We start from the raw sequence: 19,309 nt of genomic DNA, 5'->3' as shown, positions 1-19,309 counted from the left end.
TGAAACAGCCTGCAGCGGTATTATTACAGAACAGATACATAACGCTGACTATATCATGTCGTATCTGTGTTCAGAATCTTAAAATCACTTATTCGGTCTCAACTGCTCTTATTGGTAAAAATGATCAGTTCGCCGGAACTTTGACAAAAACGACCTGGCAGGTAATTCTCCCGCCAGGTCGAAAGATATTCATAAATACAAGGAATAAAATTACTTTAATGTAACCTTAGCGCCTTCAGCCTCTAACTTAGTCTTAGCTTCCTCAGCCTCGTCCTTTGAAGCTCCCTCTTTGATAACCTTTGGAGCGCCATCAACAGCATCCTTAGCTTCCTTTAAGCCAAGACCTGTGATCTCACGAACAACCTTGATAACCTTAACCTTGTTAGGACCAACTTCTGTAAGTTCGATATCGAATGAATCCTTCTCTTCTGCTGCTGGAGCGTCTCCGCCTGCTGCTGCTACAACAACACCTGCTGCTGCTGATACACCGAATTCTTCCTCACATGCTTTAACTAAGTCATTTAATTCTAATACTGATAAGCCTTTGATTACTTCAATAATTTCCTGAGTTGTCATTATTATTTCCTCCATTAATATAATATAGTTTAATAATTGCTGCTTCTATTAAATAGAAGCCGACGTGCCTGTATGCACAAATAATTAAGCTTCCTTCTGTTCTGCAATCTGCTTGATAACACGAGCGAAGTTTGCAATAGGTGACTGGATACTTCCAAGGAATTTGGAAATAAGTACTTCTCTTGAAGGAATGTTTGCAATAACTGCGATACCTGCTGCATCGTAGAATGTACCTTCTACAACGCCACCCTTAAGCTCAAGTGCCGGAGCAGTCTTTGCGAAGTTAGCCAGGATTCTGGCTGCTGCTGTAGCATCTGTCTTACAGATAGCTAATCCGGTAGGTCCTTCGAGACATGGCTTCAGTCCCTCGAACTCTGTGCCTTCAATAGCGAAGTTGATCATGGTGTTCTTGTATACCTTATAAACAACCCCAGCTTCTCTTAACTGCTTACGAAGCTGTGTGTCCTGCTCAACTGTAAGTCCACGGTAGTCAACTACAACTGCTGTCTGAGCACCATCTAAGTTAGCTTTGATTTCTTCAACTACTGGCTTCTTAATCTCTACCTTTGCCATAATGCGCCTCCTTGTTTTACTAATGACTGCACATAGTTAACAGAAAGCATCTTCTGCTAAAATAAGAAAAGCTCTCTGTCGATAAGACAGAGAGCATATAGTTAAAATAATATTAACGATATATTCCTCGGTAGGTGTTTTTCAACTTATGCCATCCGGCACCTACTGTCTTCGGCAGTTCATCGGGAGATACTTTACCATAACACAAGGAATATGTCAATACGTTTTTTCACTTTTTGATGTAAATTTTCACTTTTCCATGTAAATTTACACTTTTTCGTGCAAATACTTTTGCTCACATTATTTATGATGTGTAATTCTTTTATATCTGTTTTTGTCTGGATCTTATTCTTCCCATTTCTTTACAAGAATGCTGGCATTGTGTCCACCAAATCCAAGAGAATTGCTCAGCGCATATGTAATGTCCTTATGAACGCCCTCACCCTTTGTATAATTCAGATCGATCTCGCCTTCTGTCTCACGAAGACCTACTGTTGGATGAATGTATCCATCTTCGATAGATTTTACACATGTAATAAATTCAACTGCTCCGGCCGCGCCAAATAAATGACCGATCATGGATTTTGTAGAATTAATATTTACATTATATGCATCTTCACCAAATGCTTTCTTAATTGCTCTTGTCTCATAGAGATCATTGTGGTGGGTACTTGTTCCGTGTGCATTGATATAATCAACGTCTGCCGGTGTAATGCCAGCCTCGTTGATTGCAAGTGTCATGGCTCTTGCTGCACCCTCTCCATCCTCGGCAGGGGATGTAATGTGAAATGCATCACAGGTGGAACCATATCCGACAACCTCGGCAAGGATCTTTGCTCCTCTTGCCTGCGCATGCTCCAGAGATTCCAGAACTACGACTCCAGCTCCTTCACCGATAACGAATCCACATCTGTCTTTGTCAAACGGAATCGACGCACGATCTGCTTCTGTTGCACTTGAAAGTGCTGTCATGGAGATAAATCCTGAAACATTTGTCTCACAAATCGGTGATTCAGCACCTCCGGCTACCATCACATCTGCATCTCCGACCTGAATATAACGATATGCCTCGCCAATGCTGTTTGTTCCTGTCGCACATGCTGTTACAACATCTGTACATTTGCCCTTTAAGCCATATGCGATTGCTACATTTCCGGCTGCCATATTCGAGATCATCATAGGAACCATCATTACACTGACACGGTTTGCCTTACCATTCATAACCTTGGCATGTTCCTTTTCGATCGTAGCTACACCGCCAAGTCCGTTACCGATACAGGTTCCGAATCTTGTCAGATCTTCTTTCTCAAGATCAATACCGGCATTCTTGATTGCTTCGCCTGTAGCTGCAACTGCATACTGGCAGAACGGCTCCATTCTTCTGGCTGCCTTTGGATCCATATATTGTTTCGGATCAAAATCTTTTACTTCAGCACCCATTTTGCATTTATATTCGGATACATCAAATTTTGTAATCTCGCCAATACCTACTTTATTCTTCTTAATGCCATCCCAGAATTCTTCTACATTATTTCCGATCGGGGTTACAGCGCCCATTCCTGTTACAACTACTCTTTTCATCTCGTTTTCCTTTCAAAGACAATCTATCCATTTTAGTACATATAAATATGTACCGTCGCAATGCTCATTGTACCATTTCACCTGTCGGTTCAATGTTGGTTTCGCATTATGCTGGTATGTACAAACACATCCCATCGCAATGCTCATTGTACCATCTCGTTTTTAAAACCGCAAGTGTTGGTCTGTTTCTCTTTCAAAATATCTATTTCTCTTTCAGAATATCCATCATCTCAGCGATCATTTCTTCATCCTGAAGCCGAAACAGAATCTCTACTCGTCTGGATGCTTCCAGATCGACAGATCCATCCTCCTTATAAATCGGATTGCTGTAGGACTTTCCATTTGCCGTCAGCACACTTCGGAGCAGTTCAACATCCGTGGAGCTTATGATCCCGTTACTCTCGGTCAGGCAATACTTCGCAACAGAAAAGGCTCTCTGCTGGGAAAGTTCAAGATTATAAATATAAGATCCATTCGTATCCGTATGGCCTTCTATAATAATCTCCGATACATAATCACGATATTTTTCATCTAACAGTACATTACAATATTTTGGAAGAAATTCTTTTAAGAACGTCTTTCCTTCTTCCTTCAGCTTGCTGTCTGCCACATCAAACAAAACGCTGGCATCAAAGGTGATCGCACCCGTTTTCTCGTCTACCTTGACATTTAACGAACTGTCTGCGAACTCATCACGGAGTGCCGCCACCAGATCACTTCGGATTCCTGCGATACGGTCAAGCTCCTCCTGCTGGTCTTTTAAGAGCTGTTCCTGCTCTTTAATGATCTCCTTCTGCTTATCAAGCTCTGCCTGTTTGCTCTCGTACTGGCTCTTTGACTGCATCAGTGTAAATGAAATGATCAGGATAAAAATCAGAAGGAGTGCTGCCATCATATCAGAATAAGACAGCCAGTAGGAGGTTTCTTCTTCCTCCGGTCTTCTTCGTTTCTTGCTCATGCCTTATCCCTCCCTGCTGCTCTGTTCGATCGCTCTCGGGCGGTTCAATCTGCCACGGAAGATATCATTCTGATCCTTTGTCAGGATACGGATATCCTCGATGTCCTCATGCATAGATTTCAGATAAGTCAATGTCTCCTCGATGGCTTTCTGTGTTGCTATCGTTGCTTCCAACTGTTTCTTCTGAAAATCCAGTTCCAGATTACCGTTATCGTAAGTCGCATCCGGACGTACATACCGTTTGAACTCTGCTACAAATTCATCCAGCTTGTGATATGCCTGTTCCAGAACAGTCTTAAAGATCAGGTTAAATGTCAGGGAAAAGATCATTCCATAGATAGAGGTATGGAACGCAACCTTGATACCATCCATCAGAGGTCCGATACTGTTCGTGATCTCTTCTGCTGATCCAGTGTTAAATGCCTGAAGTCCGATTGACAGACCGATAAAGGTACCAAGAATACCAAGTCCGGTCATGGCACCCGGCACCAGATTCAGACGACCCTTTTCTACCGCATCATCGATCAACTGGTAATTGATAAAATCTTCGATATCGCAGGCATATTTTCCTTCCTCATCCTGCTCCAGACGTTTCATTTCTTCCACATAATCTACATAGGAATTTCTCAGATGTTCCTCATTAAAGATACCATACCGGGTCTCGGTACGATACAGATCCCAAAGAAGCTTCTTTTCTTTTGCATAGTCGCCCTTGATATAGCTGATGGCTATACGAAAATCTTCCCCCATCTGGTCGATATGCTTCAGATGCTTATATGCATAGACAAATATCGCTCCCACAATTCCAAACATACAGACACTGATCAGCACATTTGCCGGATCCAGACTATCATTTGTCACATTCAGTAAAATACAGATACCGAGCATCACCACATAGACAACAGGCAGCCACTTTTTATTCAGCTCTACCTTCATGTTCTGCTTCTTACGGAATGCTCTTGCCGCGCGTTCATTCTGCGGCCGAATGGTTTTTAACCGGTTTCGTTTGTTCATTTTTTCGTTTCCTCTCGTATGATCTCATTCAGCCTTTTCATTCGTATCTGCCAAAGCGTTTCCCCATTCGTTTTATTGTAGCATTAATCCGCATTTTTTACCATCACAATGCGTAAAAAAACGACACCAGATACAAATAAATCCTGTTATCTGTATCTGATGCCGTATGCTAAATACAACATCGTCCATCTGATGCCATAAGCTCTAACTGTCTATCTGACGCTATAAGTTCTGACCCTCACCTGACACCGACCGGCTGTAACGCCTGTATTTTCATTTTACCAACCGCTTGCAGAAGGTTCTGAATATAAAACTTTGGATCCTTTCCCGTTCTTTTTCACGAGTATCAGTTTGGAATATCCATTTTTATCACATTTCTTATACACAATGTAATCACCCTGTAATGTATAATACTGTATCGTTGAAGTGCTGCTTGCATTCTTATCCTTCAATACATTATAGATCTCCGTTTTCTTTCCCTTTGATGTCGTATAATCTATCGCCTGTGGAAAATATAAACTACCTACTGTCTTTCCTCTGGAGGTAAGTGAACCTTTTGATGTCTTGATCGGCGTTCTTGCATCCCGTTCTGTATTTAATACAACAGATTTTGCTTTCTTTTTATTTTTTCCGGTAAGTGACATGGAATATGTACCGACCGTTTTATCATATTCTATGTCACTGGTCTTTACATGCTGCGTCTTTGTATAGTAGATCTTTTTGCCTGCAAATACAAAATCACGGCCTCTTGCAAGTTTTGTTTTCTTACCATTCTTAATAGATACACGCACGATATACTTATCTGATCCATCGGATCCGCCATAATTATCATAGACTGCATACAGATAATTTCCTTTTTTTCTCAAGCTTCTAAATCCTTTTCCACCTGCTTTGGCAATGGTTTTTGTCTTCTTCGTTTTGATATCATAGCAGAAGATTTTTCCAGTTTCCGTGATTGAATAATAAACCTTATTACCACTGATCACAACTGAACATCCGCCGCTTCCATTGTAAACATCCTGCGTTTGATACGTCTTTGCATCTGCCTGATTCGGGTAAATCAAACATCCGATCAGGACTGCAATCATACTAAATAAAATAACATGTGATTTAAAAAATTGTTTCATATCTTATCTATCTCCTTTATTATTTGATTAAATATCTGCCTCTATATTCTTCGCTTCTTCATGTCCGACACGGATCTAATCTCTGATGACCTTATCCAGGCAGCCATGTTCTTCGCATGAATTTCTTGCCATTCTTCCCTGCGCATCGATATATACGATATCGCCATCAGCATCTTTGTATGCCAGAGACTCATGCGCTCCTGTGCTTGGATTGGTACTGGCATCTCCGATCGTAAGCCATACGCCTTCGCCTTCTGCAACAGTATCTGTCGCTTTATCATACAGATAATTCAGTCTCAGATCCTCCTCTGCCGCAGCGCAGACAATATCTATAGCCACACAGGTTATGATACCGCCACGCAATGCCATCGCGCGGTTTAAAACCGGCATATTGAACATATTATAATAAAGCGCAATACCATCGACTGAGAATCCATCCCACAGAGTCGGATTTACATCTTTTTGAGTACATTGATATCCCGGATAATGTGCTGTCGTTGAAATATAATCTGCAAGAGTTTTCAGCTTATCATAATTCGACATATCATCTGTCCACAGCTTTGCCTCTACATTTCTCCGAACCTTTGTATACAATTCTGTATCAAGAAGATTTCCATCTTCATCATATGGCTTCGGAGCAACATACATAGTGTCATATAAAACACCATCCCTGTAAGCATCCAGTCTGCATACGCGCACACCTGCACCAGCTGTTACAGTAAGCTTGCACTGTGACATTGCCTTGCCGGAAAATTCTATTTTTCCACTTGTTGTCGAAGTCGTAACGGATGTTGTCTCTCCATATACCCCCTTCAGATTATAGGTTTCTACTTTTATTTCCGGTTCTGAAGTATTCCAGCCTGCCCAATCCATCAGATTTCTGTATTCTTTCGGTGTAACATCGGATACCTTAAAGGTTATATGTTCATTTAACCATGCAGCATTACCTTCACATGCAAACCATTCACAAAAAGAACCTGTACCATTCGTTACGGTTGTATCTTCAACCTCTTTCTTCATGGTTTCCCCGTACTTATAACCGGACAGATTAAATCCTCCAAGCGGGTCTTCATTATTGTATATTCTCACTTTTCCCAAAGAAATCCATGTCTCTTTATAATGTTCTGTCTCAGGGAATATAATACACAGGCTAGTATGTCCGACACTCGTACATACCATATTTCCGTTCTCATTCTTTTTGGTATATCTTTCTGTATAATCGATATATTCTCCCCGATTACCATAAGTATAATATTCCTTTATTTCTCCTGCACATTCCGGCTGCTTGGAATAATGAACCTTTATTTCTTCTCCCAGTTCATATTCCATTTTTTCCAGCTCTACTGTACCATCCCACTCTTTTTTTTGATCCTCGGACTCTTGTCCACCGGAATTCGTGTCCCCGGCAGCGTCTGGGTTCCCGATGGTATCTGTATCCTTATTTGCACCCATGTTTCCAGTGGTGTCTGTATCCTTAGTGGCGCCTGTGTTCTCAGTGGCATCTGTTACATCCGTGGTGTTCCCTGACTTATTGCTATCACCAGTATTCTTCTGACCGGATTCCTTCTTTGTCGTCTTCTTTTTCACTTTAACAGACTTCACTTTACTCCATGCGCTGTGATATTTTTTCTTCTTTACAGTCCGGTACACACGCACTCTGACATAATATTTTTTGCCCTGCTTCAGCTTCTTAAACGTTACCGTTGTTTTCTTAGCACTGACTTTCTGGCTTTTTACGTTTTTCTTAAACTTCTTGTCTGTACTGATCTGAATCTGATAGCTGCCCGCCTTTTTTGATTTCTTAAATCTTACTGTCACCTGTCCCGCTGATCTGGATCTTACTGACGTAATAGATGTCTTTGGAACTGTAACCTTACTGCCTGTTTTCGCTTCTGATGTAAATGAGCAATTCACGCATAGCAATGCTGCCACCATGCACCAGACAATGATCTGCTTCAATCTATTCTTCATGTATTATCTCACCTTTTTTACTTTTACACCCTTCTTCACATAGTAAACATGATTTCTATAGGCGACATTTCCGGTATAAGACTTCTTCCATACGCCATTCTTGACATAGTATTCCCGTCTGCCATTCTTGATGAATGCTGTCTGTGTAGTCTTCAGACCTTTCTTAACGTAATAAGTTGCCTTACCGACTTTTACAAATCCGGTCTTGGTGTTCTTTGCGCCCTTATTCAGATAATAGGTCTTCTTACCTACCTTTACGAATTCATTCTTTGTACTGCAGACACCCTTCTTTACATAGTAGTACTTCTTGCCGTTCTTCACGAATCCGGTCTTTTTATTCTGCACTACACCCTTCTTGATGTAATAGGTCTTCTTGCCAACTTTGATGAATCCGCTTCTGCCTGACTGGATCAGACCTTTCTTTACATAGTAATATTTTCCGTCAGATCCCTTTACAATGCCATTACTTGTAAGGGATACCTTTGGTTTTGAGATCTTATAAGAACCACCATTGATGCTTCTTGCCATCTTATCGAATACTTTATAAATATTCTGATTATTTTTCATAGCTGCAGGATTCTTACCCTTACTGATCACCTTCTGAGCTGCAACGGTATTATTTGGAAGGTCGCCCAGAGAACGCATTACAGAAGGATCGCAGCATAAGGCTTTTAGGAACTGCACTGCTGCTTCATCCTGCCTGCCACTCTTAATTGCGTAGTATGTACCACCCCAGTTATAGGCAAATGGTCCCTGACAGGCAGCCATCGGCTTGTCAAATGTAATGCTATACTGTCCCCAGGTGCCAGAGAACCAGCCAAATACCTTACCGGATGTCATATCAGCCACCCAAGCACTGCTCCACATCGAGCTTCCTGTATCATATCCATTTCTACGGGTCGCCTTCGCGATCTTTTTCACAGTCTTCTTATCTGCTTCAGATAACATAAATACCTTGCTATTATCCTCGTAAGAATACGATGTATCCCCTATCATGTTATTGAGAATACCCTCACAACCACTCATTGTATATTTTGATGCTCCGGAGGTCATATAGTAACCGGCCTCTTTCATCTTTGCAGCAACAGACAGATAGCCATCAGCTGTTCCGATCATCTTCTGAACCTTTTCAGGATCTGAAGTTCCAAGAACCTTCTGTGCAATATCCGGATCAAACATAAATGCTCCCGGTGTTGCTTCCGGTGTCATCGCTACAAGCTTGCCCTTATAGGTTCCTGCTTTTCTGGTATATGGATAAGACTGGCTGTAAGCATCTGTAAGTCCAAGCTTGTCCAAATCTGTAAATACTCCTGTAGATAAAAGTACATCCAGCTTTGCTGAATCCATCAAAACAATAAACGTAGCTTCGGGATTGTTTGCAAGCTTCTGCTGTACTAATGCATAATATTCAGCTGATCCTCCGCCAACTTCATATTTGATCACTTCGATATTCTTTGTATAAGACGGATATTTCTTATTAACCGCCTTTATCGCCTGTTCCACCTGACTATCCCATGTCAGAATATAGACCTTATTTGTCTTTAATTTGCTCTCTTTGGCTGTACTGTTTACATATACAGTAAAGGAAACTGTGCTTGAATTACCCATTTCATCAGAAATCACACAGTGATAATCCTCAGTCTTCAGCTTTTTTGTTTTGTTTACCGGTGCTGTACAGGTATAAGATGCTTTATGCCCTAACTGTCCTACATCTCCCCCGTATGACTGTCCTTTATACCATGTATATGTAAGCTTCCCCTGATTACTGCTTGCGGATACCTTTAGTGTTACTTTCTCTCCTGAGTTCGCTATCACCGTATTATTGCCAACTGCTTTAGCTGTTATATTTGAAGAATTTACAAAAATATAAAATTCGCAAAATCTTCCATCTGTACTATTCTTGTTGGATATAGATACATAAACAAACTGGGATTTTGTAACATTTCTCAATGTATATGACAATCCATCTGCACTAACAGCTCCACCATCTGTAAGCCAGTTACAACTACCCACCTCAAAACCTGCCGGTAGATTTAACTTACTGAGATTTATTGATAAGGTGACATCTGCTCCGGATTCTACCAACACCGTCTCCTCGTAATCAACACTTCCCGCCTCTACCGGAAACTTTAGTCCCGGCAGCCATATGAGTGCAGCTATAGCGATGCACATAAGCGCCAGTAGTTTCTTCATTTTTTTCATAATCATCTCTCCTTTGCTTTTAAAATTGTGATATATTACTCATTATAATTTACATTGTAGCTATACAGATCTTTGATCTTCTTACCTTTATTATTAAGAAGCTGAAGGGTGATTTTACATTCACCCAGTTTCTTCTTTGCTTTATTCTTTCTTAACAGAATATAGTCTCCAAGCACAATATAGCTTCTTCTCTCGCTTGAGCTGGAATTAATGACCTTTTCTTCTCCTGTCGCAATATTCTTTTTGTTTAACAGGCCAAAAGATCCCATTGAGTCATATTCATATCCCTTATACTGTGCTTTCTCACCGTCAATTACGCAGCCGGATGTGCTGACCTTAACCTTCATATATGTTTTCGGCAGATTCTTGATCTTTGTCTTTTTCCCTTTTTTATTTATTTTGTAGAAAACATCAAAGTTGTTATAGACATACACCGCATCTCTATAAACAATCATGCGGCTGTCCTTTACATTTCGACACACTTTCGTAAGCGCTTTTTGGCTGATTACTTTTTTATGAGAGCCATCCAGATTCATAGATGCAAAATAATAATTATAGTTTGAAGTGCCATTTGAATATGCATAATATATCTTATTCTTATAAATGGAAAACTCAAAACCCGGCTCCGGCAAAACACTGCTTGATGAACACTCAAAAAATAATTTTTTCACCTTTCCGTTTTTCACATTTACGCGAATAATGCCATAACACATAAGACCATCCATTAAACCACAATAAAGATATCCTTTATAGTAAAACATGTTGCTGATATTGGCATAATTCTTATAGGAATAATATGTATTCTTATTTCTTACCTGCTTTGGCAGCTTTGCTAACTTCTTGTTTGTCTTTTTCTTGACATCATAGCAAAAGATATAACCCGTTCTGTCACTTGAATAATAAATCTTATTGCCTACCTGTACCGCAGCATAAGATGTATCATGCAATCTATGACATCCTATCGCTGTCTGGGAATCATCCGCCGCTGATAATGATGCTGCCTCCGTCTTTAATACCGGTGCCGTAGGTATGATACCGCTGATACCCAGCATCACGGCTAATACAAGACACATGATGCGTTCTTTCATCTTATTCTTTTTCATCCATCTCTCTCCTTTTCTCTTATACACTATGCCTTCTATCGGTTACATTGCTTTTCTTATACTTATGTAAACCTCATTGATGTCTGTAAAAAAGCACAAATATTATAAAAAAAAAAAAACGGCTGTCAATAGTCTACAAAAACATTCTTGCTTTTTAGATGTTTTGCACATTTTACTTTTTCTTTCTATAATAGTCGCATATTTTTTCATAACGAAAGCATCTACTATAACAGACAGGTCAATTTGCAAAAAAGTTTTAAAAAAATAAAAAAATCCAGATACAGCATTTCTGCCATACCTAGATCTTTTATTTATCAATATTTCGCAAAATCAATATCCTTGTAAGCAATTAATTTTGACAAAAAACAATATTAATGATAGTTTCATTACAACATAAATATGATTTTTGAAAAATAAAAATGCTATAACGAAACAATGCCAGATACAAATATATACTTTGTATCTGGCATTGATATTCTTTAAACTATATTCTATTCTGTCTTACAGGCTCATGCCACCGTCTACACGGATCACCTGTCCTGTAATGTAAGATGCCTTGTCGGATGCAAGGAATGCTGCTGTCTCAGCGATATCTGATACCTCACCCAGTCTCTTAACTGTGATGTGGTCAAGCATTGCATCCTTCATCTTATCTGACATTGAGTCTGTCATATCGGTCTTGATGAATCCCGGTGCGATCGCATTTGCTGTTACGCCGCGGCTGCCAAGCTCCTTTGCTACAGACTTTGTCATGCCGATGATTCCGGCTTTGGATGCAGCATAGTTGATCTGTCCTGCATTTCCCTCGATACCGACTACGGATGACATGTTGATAATTCTGCCGTACTTCTGCTTCATCATCGGTCTGTACACATGCTTGATACAGTTAAATGCACCCTTCAGGTTGATATTGATAACCTGATCGAAGTCTTCTTCCTTCATGCCGAGCATGATATTATCTTTTGTAATACCGGCATTGTTTACGAGGATATCAACTCTGCCATACTGCTCCAGTGCGAACTTGATCAGTCCCTCTGCTTCTACAAAATCAGCTACATTTGCCTTATAAGCAACTGCTTCTCCGCCAGCTTCCTTGATCTCTGCTACGAGACTGTTTGCACGTTCCTCTGAGCCATTATAATTGACAACTACCTTTGCGCCATATCCTGCAAATGTCTTTGCAATGGCTCTGCCGATACCACGTCCGGCACCTGTTACGACTGCTACCTTATCCTTAAGCATTCAGTTCCTCCAATTTCTTCAGATCATCAACAGTTGCGATGTTGATGCATTTCATTTCCTTGTTGATCTTTCTCATAAAGCCGGACAGAGTCTTTCCAGGTCCAACCTCTACAAATGTATCTACGCCGTCTGCGATCATAGCTTCGATACTCTGCTGCCATCTGACAGATGAATATACCTGACGCATCAGTAAAGTCTTAACCTCTGAAGCATCTGTTACATAACATGCATCAGCATTACATACATACGGAAGGAAATCGTCTGCAATCTCTACATCTCTTAAGTATGCATATAACTTTTCACCGGCCGGTTCCAGCATCTTGGAATGGAATGGGCCGCTGACATTTAACTTGATCACTCTCTTGGCTCCTGCTGCCTGAAGGGCTTCACATGCTTTGTCAAGGGCTTCTGTCTCACCGGAAATAACGATCTGTCCGGGGCAGTTATAATTTGCGATCTGAACATTGCCCGGAGTCTCCTCACAGACCTTTGCGATCACTTCTGCATCTGTAGCGATAACGGCTGCCATAGCACCCTGACCAAGCGGGACTTCATTCTGCATCAGGATACCACGCTGTCTTACGGTCTTGATCGCATCCGAAAGCTTCATAGCACCACAGGCTGTCAGTGCGCTGTACTCGCCAAGCGACAGACCTGCGAATACATCTGCCTTCAAACCTGCATTCTTTACATGCTCATAGATAGCAAGCTCTGCTGCCACCATCGCAGGCTGTGTATATTCTGTCTTGTTGATGTCTTCATTTTCCTCAAAGCAGATTTTCTTCAGATCAATGTCAAGTACACTGTCTGCTGTATCGATCACTGCCTTACTGTCTTCAAAATTGTCATAAAAATCCTTAGCCATGCCTACATACTGAGCACCCTGGCCAGGAAAAATCACTGCTGTTTTACCCATTCTTTTCACCTGTCTATTCTTTATATTTACTGACAACGGCCGAACATCATTCACTCTTTGACTGTCGTCATCGTCTGTTCCTCTATACTAAAAGAAGCAGCCAGTCTGTCATCCACCAACCTGCGCCGGGCAAATCTGGTATGTAGACATCTTCGCTGCCTCTTGTCTGCTTCTGATGTGAATTATTCTTCTACACCTTTGCTCTTAAGATAGTTAAGTACGTCTTCGAATGTAGCAACGTCTTCAAGCTCCTCAGCAGGGATCTCAACATCGAATTCATCTTCCATCTTCATTACTATCTCATATAAATCTAATGAATCTACTCCTAAATCATCTTTGAAGTTAGTATCGAGCTGCATCTCATCCTGTGATACTCCTAACTGCTCTTCGAAAATAGCTTTTACCTTATCGAACATATTAATAATTCCTCCTAAATATAGTAAATGTTTATCTCACTGCCCCGCGGACGATTATAATATAACGCATGGATACAGTAAAGTCAACAAAATACTGTTCCGTTTTTTTCCTTTTTTTCTATCTGTTTCTGACAGCATCTAACGGCTGCAATTTCGATGCAAATCTCGCAGGAAAATATCCGGCACATATCGCAAGCAGAATCGCTCCGACAACGGCTCCGACTGCAAGTTCCCATGGGATTATTGCAATCTGCGTTCCCTTTGCCAGATCGAACATTTTAATAGCGATCTTATCTACGATACCCTTAAAACCATACGATAAAAGCACTCCTATGATACCGCCCGCCGCTCCGATGATTCCTGCTTCTGTAAGGAACAGAAGCTGCAGCTCATCCGGATCGCATCCGAGAACCTTTAATACGCCGATCTCATTGATCCGGTCAAATACCGATGTTGTCATGGTGTTGCTGATTCCGATCACGGCTACGATCAGTGCGATTGCTCCGATACCACCCAGTAAAAGCTGTACCATCTTCAGATATTTCTGTATTGTATCCAGATACTCTTTCTCATTTTCCGTCGTATACCCCATATCCTGAAGCTTCTTCACGGTAGAATCGACATGATCAATATTATCAACAGTCACAACCGCTCCGGAATATACGAAATCCTTGTACGGATTTCCATTTGCATCAAGCGGCTGTCCCGGCAGCGTTCCCCCACTGGATACTCTGCCTAAAAAGCTCTTTAACATATCCAGATCGCAGTAAATGCTCTGTGAGTCTCTGTTATATGTATCTTCTCCACTGTCAATAACCGCTCCGACTTCTATCTTCACCGGTGTCATCTCCTGTGAATCCCAGAAGGACAGATCCACTTTTTTTCCGATCCATGTCTCTGCTTTTTTCTTCTCTGTCACATCATAGGTCTGCTCCGTTTCCGGATTATAGAATAAGGATGTGACCTTATTTCCCATAATAAGCACCGGCTTCACGCTCGATGTTGTCTGCTTTGACGTCTTTGTATACTTAAGCTTCGCAAGCTCCGACTGTGGAATACCGGTAATCGCACCATCATAAGAATATTTTCCATTTGTGATGGTCACATACATCTCATAGGTCGGATATACGGAACTGACATATTCAAGCTCCTGAAAAGTTTTCACGGTCTGATCCATGATCATCCGGTCTTTGTGCTTGCCGCCGGTTGCTCCGGTCACCTGAATCCGGCAAATACTTTCACTATCCACCATGGTATTGATCATTACCTGTCGTACGCCGATACCGACTGCAAGCAGGGTCACAACAGAGATCACACCGATCACAACTCCAAGTATGGTTAGAAAGGTTCTGGTTTTTCGTCTTTTCATATTCATCAAACATAAATGACTGATCCAACCCATTTAGAACTCCTCCAATATCTCTTTCTTCCTCTTACTTCTGCGAATGATCCAGATAACAATGAGTGCTGCAACAACCACAGCAACAACGATCTCTATGATCATCTTACTGTAATCTTTCTTCTGTACATCCTTTACCTTTTCAATATCTGTATAGACAGGTGCATTTACACTGATTGAGAAATTTTCTTCCAGTGTTGTTACATTTCCTGACTTATCTTCATATGTAACGATAAGCTTACCCATCTCACCGCCGGTGCCTGTCGTCTTCGTTGTGTTTGCAAGTATATCGATCGAGCCATTCTTACCCGGTTCGATATTGCCGATATAGACATCACCTTCAGATGTAAATCTTGTATCGATCTTTGCCTTTACATTATAAAGAGTAGATGCCCCCAGATTGCTGACACTTCCCATGATCTCGATAGAATCTCCGAGTGTCACATCTGACTCTGCATATACGCCTGTGATCTCACCGCGCTGTTTGATCGTGACCGGCAGATAGATCGTATCTGTCACGGTATATGGATTGCCATAGCGGTCTTCATACTCATCTGTCACTGTCAGCTTATAAGCCTTTTCTTCCAGATTGGCTGCTGCCTGCATCGGGAACTCAAATGTATAAGTCTCTCCGCCTTCCAGACTTGCCAGATATCCGGTTCCGGCTCCGGATGCCGGAATCAGTTCGCCTCCCTCGGAAGCGACTGCCATTTTCAGATTACTGATCTTTTTATCTGCGGTATTCTTGATCGTAACCTCAAGTGTAAAGGTTCCGCCTGCCACTACTTCATTCTCTTTGATCTTATAATCGGTTACCATAACCTTTGGCTCCGCTGCTGATACAAAAGCCATCGTGTCCTTATATCCAAATACAGCAAGGAATCCAAGTACACATGCCATATAGATTGTTAGTATTCGTTTCATCTCTACATCTCCTCTCCTTCTGATATCTTTCCATCCGTGATCCTCACGATACGGTCTGCCTCTCTCGCCAGATCGATATTATGTGTGATAAGTACCAGTGTCTGATCCAGCTTCTTAACAGAATTCTGAAGCAGAGTGATAACTTCATTTCCGTTTTTGGAGTCAAGTGCTCCGGTAGGCTCATCGGCAAGAATCAATGCCGGGCGATTTGCCAGTGCTCTTGCGATCGCTGCACGCTGCTGCTGTCCACCGGATAACTGGTTTGGAAGATGCTTCCGTCTGTCCTTCAGACCTAACATCTCGATAATATGATCGATGTAATCGCGATCCGGCTTTCTGTGATCGAGCAGGATCGGCATCTTGATATTTTCCTCTACTGTCAGTACCGGGATCAGATGATATGCCTGAAATACAAATCCGATCTTTCTTCTACGGAAGACTGACATCTCCTCATCAGTCAGTCTTGTAATATCCTTTCCGTCTACGATGACATTTCCCTCATTTGGAGTATCCACACCACCCATAACATGAAGCAGGGTGGATTTACCGGAACCGGATGCACCGACAACCGCCACGATCTCGCCCTTATTCACTGTCAGGTTCACATCATCAAGCGCCCATACTCTGGTATTTCCTTCTCCGTATATCTTTGTTACATGTTCCATTTTTACGATTTCCATAGCGTACCCTCTTTCCTCTGCCTTTCCCGCAGATCTTTCTATCTATAATTTTTATCTATATATTTATTGCATTTCTGTTTTTTAACCTTGTAATACAGCAACTCCGTTTCACCTTTCATCTGCTGTATCAAACTTACCTTTCACGCCTACTCTTCAAGCTTCAGATCTTCTACCATGGCTACCGGAAGATCTCTGATCCCCAGCCAGATGCTTCCGCAGATGATCAGACCGGATGCCACAAGCCCGACTCCAAATGCCCACCAGGCAATGGACTTTCCTGCCTCGATCACCATATTAAGATAGTAAAAGACACCATATGATAATCCAACGCCTATAATAAAACCAAATACATTCGCAACAACCGTCGTCATAACTCCCTCTAACATAACGGTTTTTAACAGGCGCTTTCTGGACATTCCGATCACCCGGAGCTGTGCGAATTCTTTTCGTCTCAGATGCAGATTTCCGGCTGTCGTATTCACGATGTTTACTGAGCTTAATACGAAGATAAACAGTACTGCTGCAACCGCATACCGGACAAAGCTTTTCAGGTATACACAGATCTGCATAGACTCTCCATATAAGGAATCACCGATATAGGAAAGCATATCTGTTACAGAGCTGACTGATACACTGTCCAGATTGACCTTATATTTCATTCCGGCAATGTCATTTTCTCCATATCCAGTCAGATTGAAATAATCATTCTGGCGCATATAGATCTGACGGTCTGCAGTCTCACCAAATACCTGTGTGCCAAGATCCAGAATACCTTCGACCTTGTAAGTCTTGTAGTGTCCCTCTGCGATCAGCTGATCTCTGATCTGCTCATATTCCACATACTCCTGGCTCATAGCCGTTCTTCCTTCTGCATTTTCTATTTCGCCACTGTCTTGTGTCGTTCCTGCTTCCTTCTGCAGTTTTTCAAATTCCTGCTCGATCCTCTCCTTTGCTTTCAGACATTCCTTCTGATACAGAGCAAAATCGACTAACTGAACGGTATCACCCAGTTCAAAATGATAAGTCTCAAAATGATAGATCTTGTCATATAAGGTATCAGCCTCATCCCCATAGGCATCTCCGTCCAGATCCCAACTGTTAAAGCTTCCTCCTGCCACAACCAGAATACCATTCTCTGACAGCTCCGTTGTTCCCGCTGTCAGATATTTTGTAAGATGATTCAGATCTGAATCATCGCATCCGATCACATCGGTACTGTTTACCATAGTTTCCGCTACACTTCTGGTAACTTCCGGATCCTTATCATCAGATGCCTCTCCTGTTCCATTTAACTTATCCATATAGACACCGTAATAATGTCCCATCGTAACCTTGGTTCGAAATTCATCTGTGATCTTTCCTGTATAAGAATCCGTATCTACCAGATCGGCCTTGCAGCCATATACCTTCTTCGATTCTTCTACACTGTTATTCCGTGACAATTCCCGGAATACTTCTACAGATGGCAGTGTACTCTGCGCTTCCTCCAGACTCGTTGTAGCGGATGAATATGATGTCAGATTGATCTGATAATCTCCAAACTTTTCATCTGTAGACTTCCAGTATTTCCGAAGCTGTCCCCAACAGCTGCAGATCAATACGATCGCCGAAATGCTAAACACCATAGCGGTTACTGTCTTTATAAATCTTCCTTTGTTTCGAAGAACACTCTTTCTGGCATATGATCCTTCAATTCCAAATATCTTTCCCATCAGTCCGCCGCCATGACGACGAAGCTTTTCTTTCTTGATCCTGTATTCACCACGAACCGCACTGACCGGCGTCATCTTCGTTACCAGCTTGGCATTCTCACGCATTACAAAATACATATCTCCCAGATAAGTGATCAGGATCGGTATCATCGGAATGATATGGAAGCCTGCGCTTATCTTAAATATAAATCCAAGGATCATGCTGACAATTCCGCCCATCACAATGCCGGCAAGCAGTCCGGCTATCTCAAGCATGGCTCCCATCCGATAGATAATGCCGCTTAGCTGTCCTTTCGTCGCTCCGATACATCGTAAGATTCCATAGTCTTTCACCTGCTCTAATGTGAACATCTGGATCGTATTTCTGATAACTCCGACTGCAAAGATTGCAAATATATATGCAATCAGCAGAACCACGATCAATATAACGGCAAATCCTTCCTCCATGTCCTGCAGATACCAAGTGGACAGATTCCAGTTAAGTTCTGCATCCACCCCATAATCTTCTATCATCTCGTTCATGATCTTAGCCATCCTGTAAGGATGTCCGGTATTTACATACAATGCATTGTCGTATACCTTTTCTACATATTTGCCATCCGTTCCGTTCACTGTCTCCCACTCACTCACCGCATATTTTCCTGTATATGCCTGTGTGACACGATCATCCGACGCAATCTGTGATAAGGTTTCCTGATCATCCGTCAGGAACACGATCTCATAGTCCGCTTCCTTTCTTACATCCTTTTGCTGCTGTAGCATATAAGAATAGAAAATGTTCAATCCCGCATACAATACGATCACTGTGATCATTACACCGATGATCGTGATCACACACCGCTTTTTGCTGGCTTTCAGATAATATGCTGCAAGTTTCTTATAGTCTGTCATTTCTCACCTCTCCTTTTTTTCACA

General features: G+C 41.7%; 16 protein-coding genes and 1 other annotated feature. All 16 genes read right to left on the bottom strand.

Annotated elements, in window-relative coordinates:
* Positions 1-210 precede the first annotated feature (210 nt).
* The 16 genes from rplL to DWW85_RS06965 all read right to left on the bottom strand — a co-directional run bounded on the left by rplL (position 211) and on the right by DWW85_RS06965 (position 19,285).
* A complete protein-coding gene (gene rplL, locus DWW85_RS07040; protein WP_021944598.1) occupies positions 211-576 on the bottom strand; it encodes a 50S ribosomal protein L7/L12 in 366 nt (121 codons plus the stop codon).
* Positions 577-660: 84 nt separating this feature from the next.
* Positions 661-1,149, bottom strand: a complete 489-nt coding sequence (rplJ, locus tag DWW85_RS07035) for a 50S ribosomal protein L10 (protein WP_008402032.1) — start codon at positions 1,147-1,149, stop codon at positions 661-663.
* A 55-nt stretch (positions 1,150-1,204) separates the two neighbouring features.
* Positions 1,205-1,342: a sequence feature (ribosomal protein L10 leader region), on the bottom strand.
* Positions 1,343-1,494: 152 nt separating this feature from the next.
* Positions 1,495-2,730: a beta-ketoacyl-ACP synthase II gene (gene fabF, locus DWW85_RS07030; protein ID WP_117785714.1), complete on the bottom strand. Its 1,236-nt coding sequence runs from the start codon at positions 2,728-2,730 to the stop codon at positions 1,495-1,497.
* Positions 2,731-2,932: 202 nt separating this feature from the next.
* Positions 2,933-3,688 (bottom strand): OmpA family protein, encoded by a 756-nt coding sequence (locus DWW85_RS07025; RefSeq protein WP_117808165.1) that lies wholly within the window; start codon positions 3,686-3,688, stop codon positions 2,933-2,935.
* 3 nt (positions 3,689-3,691) lie between these two features.
* Positions 3,692-4,702, bottom strand: coding sequence for a MotA/TolQ/ExbB proton channel family protein (locus DWW85_RS07020; RefSeq protein ID WP_117808164.1), 1,011 nt, complete (start codon positions 4,700-4,702; stop codon positions 3,692-3,694).
* Positions 4,703-4,980: 278 nt separating this feature from the next.
* Positions 4,981-5,829, bottom strand: a complete 849-nt coding sequence (locus DWW85_RS07015; protein WP_117808163.1) for a hypothetical protein — start codon at positions 5,827-5,829, stop codon at positions 4,981-4,983.
* 75 nt (positions 5,830-5,904) lie between these two features.
* Positions 5,905-7,800 (bottom strand): fibronectin type III domain-containing protein, encoded by a 1,896-nt coding sequence (locus tag DWW85_RS07010; RefSeq protein ID WP_117808162.1) that lies wholly within the window; start codon positions 7,798-7,800, stop codon positions 5,905-5,907.
* A gap of 3 nt (positions 7,801-7,803) precedes the next feature.
* A complete protein-coding gene (locus DWW85_RS07005; protein ID WP_117808161.1) occupies positions 7,804-10,002 on the bottom strand; it encodes a hypothetical protein in 2,199 nt (732 codons plus the stop codon).
* Between the two features lie 35 nt (positions 10,003-10,037).
* Positions 10,038-11,105, bottom strand: coding sequence for a hypothetical protein (locus tag DWW85_RS07000; protein WP_117808160.1), 1,068 nt, complete (start codon positions 11,103-11,105; stop codon positions 10,038-10,040).
* Between the two features lie 501 nt (positions 11,106-11,606).
* A complete protein-coding gene (fabG, locus tag DWW85_RS06995; RefSeq protein WP_117808159.1) occupies positions 11,607-12,347 on the bottom strand; it encodes a 3-oxoacyl-[acyl-carrier-protein] reductase in 741 nt (246 codons plus the stop codon).
* Positions 12,340-13,263, bottom strand: coding sequence for an ACP S-malonyltransferase (fabD, locus tag DWW85_RS06990; RefSeq protein WP_117808158.1), 924 nt, complete (start codon positions 13,261-13,263; stop codon positions 12,340-12,342). Before fabD ends, fabG begins: the two co-directional genes overlap by 8 nt.
* A gap of 182 nt (positions 13,264-13,445) precedes the next feature.
* Positions 13,446-13,679 carry an acyl carrier protein gene (gene acpP / locus DWW85_RS06985; RefSeq protein ID WP_008402591.1) on the bottom strand — a complete coding sequence of 78 codons (234 nt, stop codon included), beginning with the start codon at positions 13,677-13,679 and terminating at the stop codon, positions 13,446-13,448.
* A gap of 118 nt (positions 13,680-13,797) precedes the next feature.
* Positions 13,798-15,081, bottom strand: coding sequence for an FtsX-like permease family protein (locus DWW85_RS06980; protein ID WP_117808157.1), 1,284 nt, complete (start codon positions 15,079-15,081; stop codon positions 13,798-13,800).
* Positions 15,082-16,002: a hypothetical protein gene (locus tag DWW85_RS06975; protein ID WP_242996081.1), complete on the bottom strand. Its 921-nt coding sequence runs from the start codon at positions 16,000-16,002 to the stop codon at positions 15,082-15,084. It abuts the gene before it with no gap.
* Positions 16,003-16,004: 2 nt separating this feature from the next.
* Positions 16,005-16,682 (bottom strand): ABC transporter ATP-binding protein, encoded by a 678-nt coding sequence (locus tag DWW85_RS06970; RefSeq protein WP_117808156.1) that lies wholly within the window; start codon positions 16,680-16,682, stop codon positions 16,005-16,007.
* Positions 16,683-16,828: 146 nt separating this feature from the next.
* Entirely contained in the window at positions 16,829-19,285 is a 2,457-nt protein-coding gene (locus DWW85_RS06965; protein ID WP_117808155.1) for an ABC transporter permease, read from the bottom strand.
* Between the last annotated feature and the right edge of the window lie 24 nt (positions 19,286-19,309).

Origin of the sequence: Clostridium sp. AF17-21AC (assembly GCF_003461365.1) — a bacterium.
Taxonomy (GTDB): domain Bacteria; phylum Bacillota; class Clostridia; order Lachnospirales; family Lachnospiraceae; genus Coprococcus; species Coprococcus ammoniilyticus.
The sequence above is the reverse complement of the archived record's forward strand: the minus strand, read 5'-3'. Positions and strand labels throughout refer to the sequence as shown.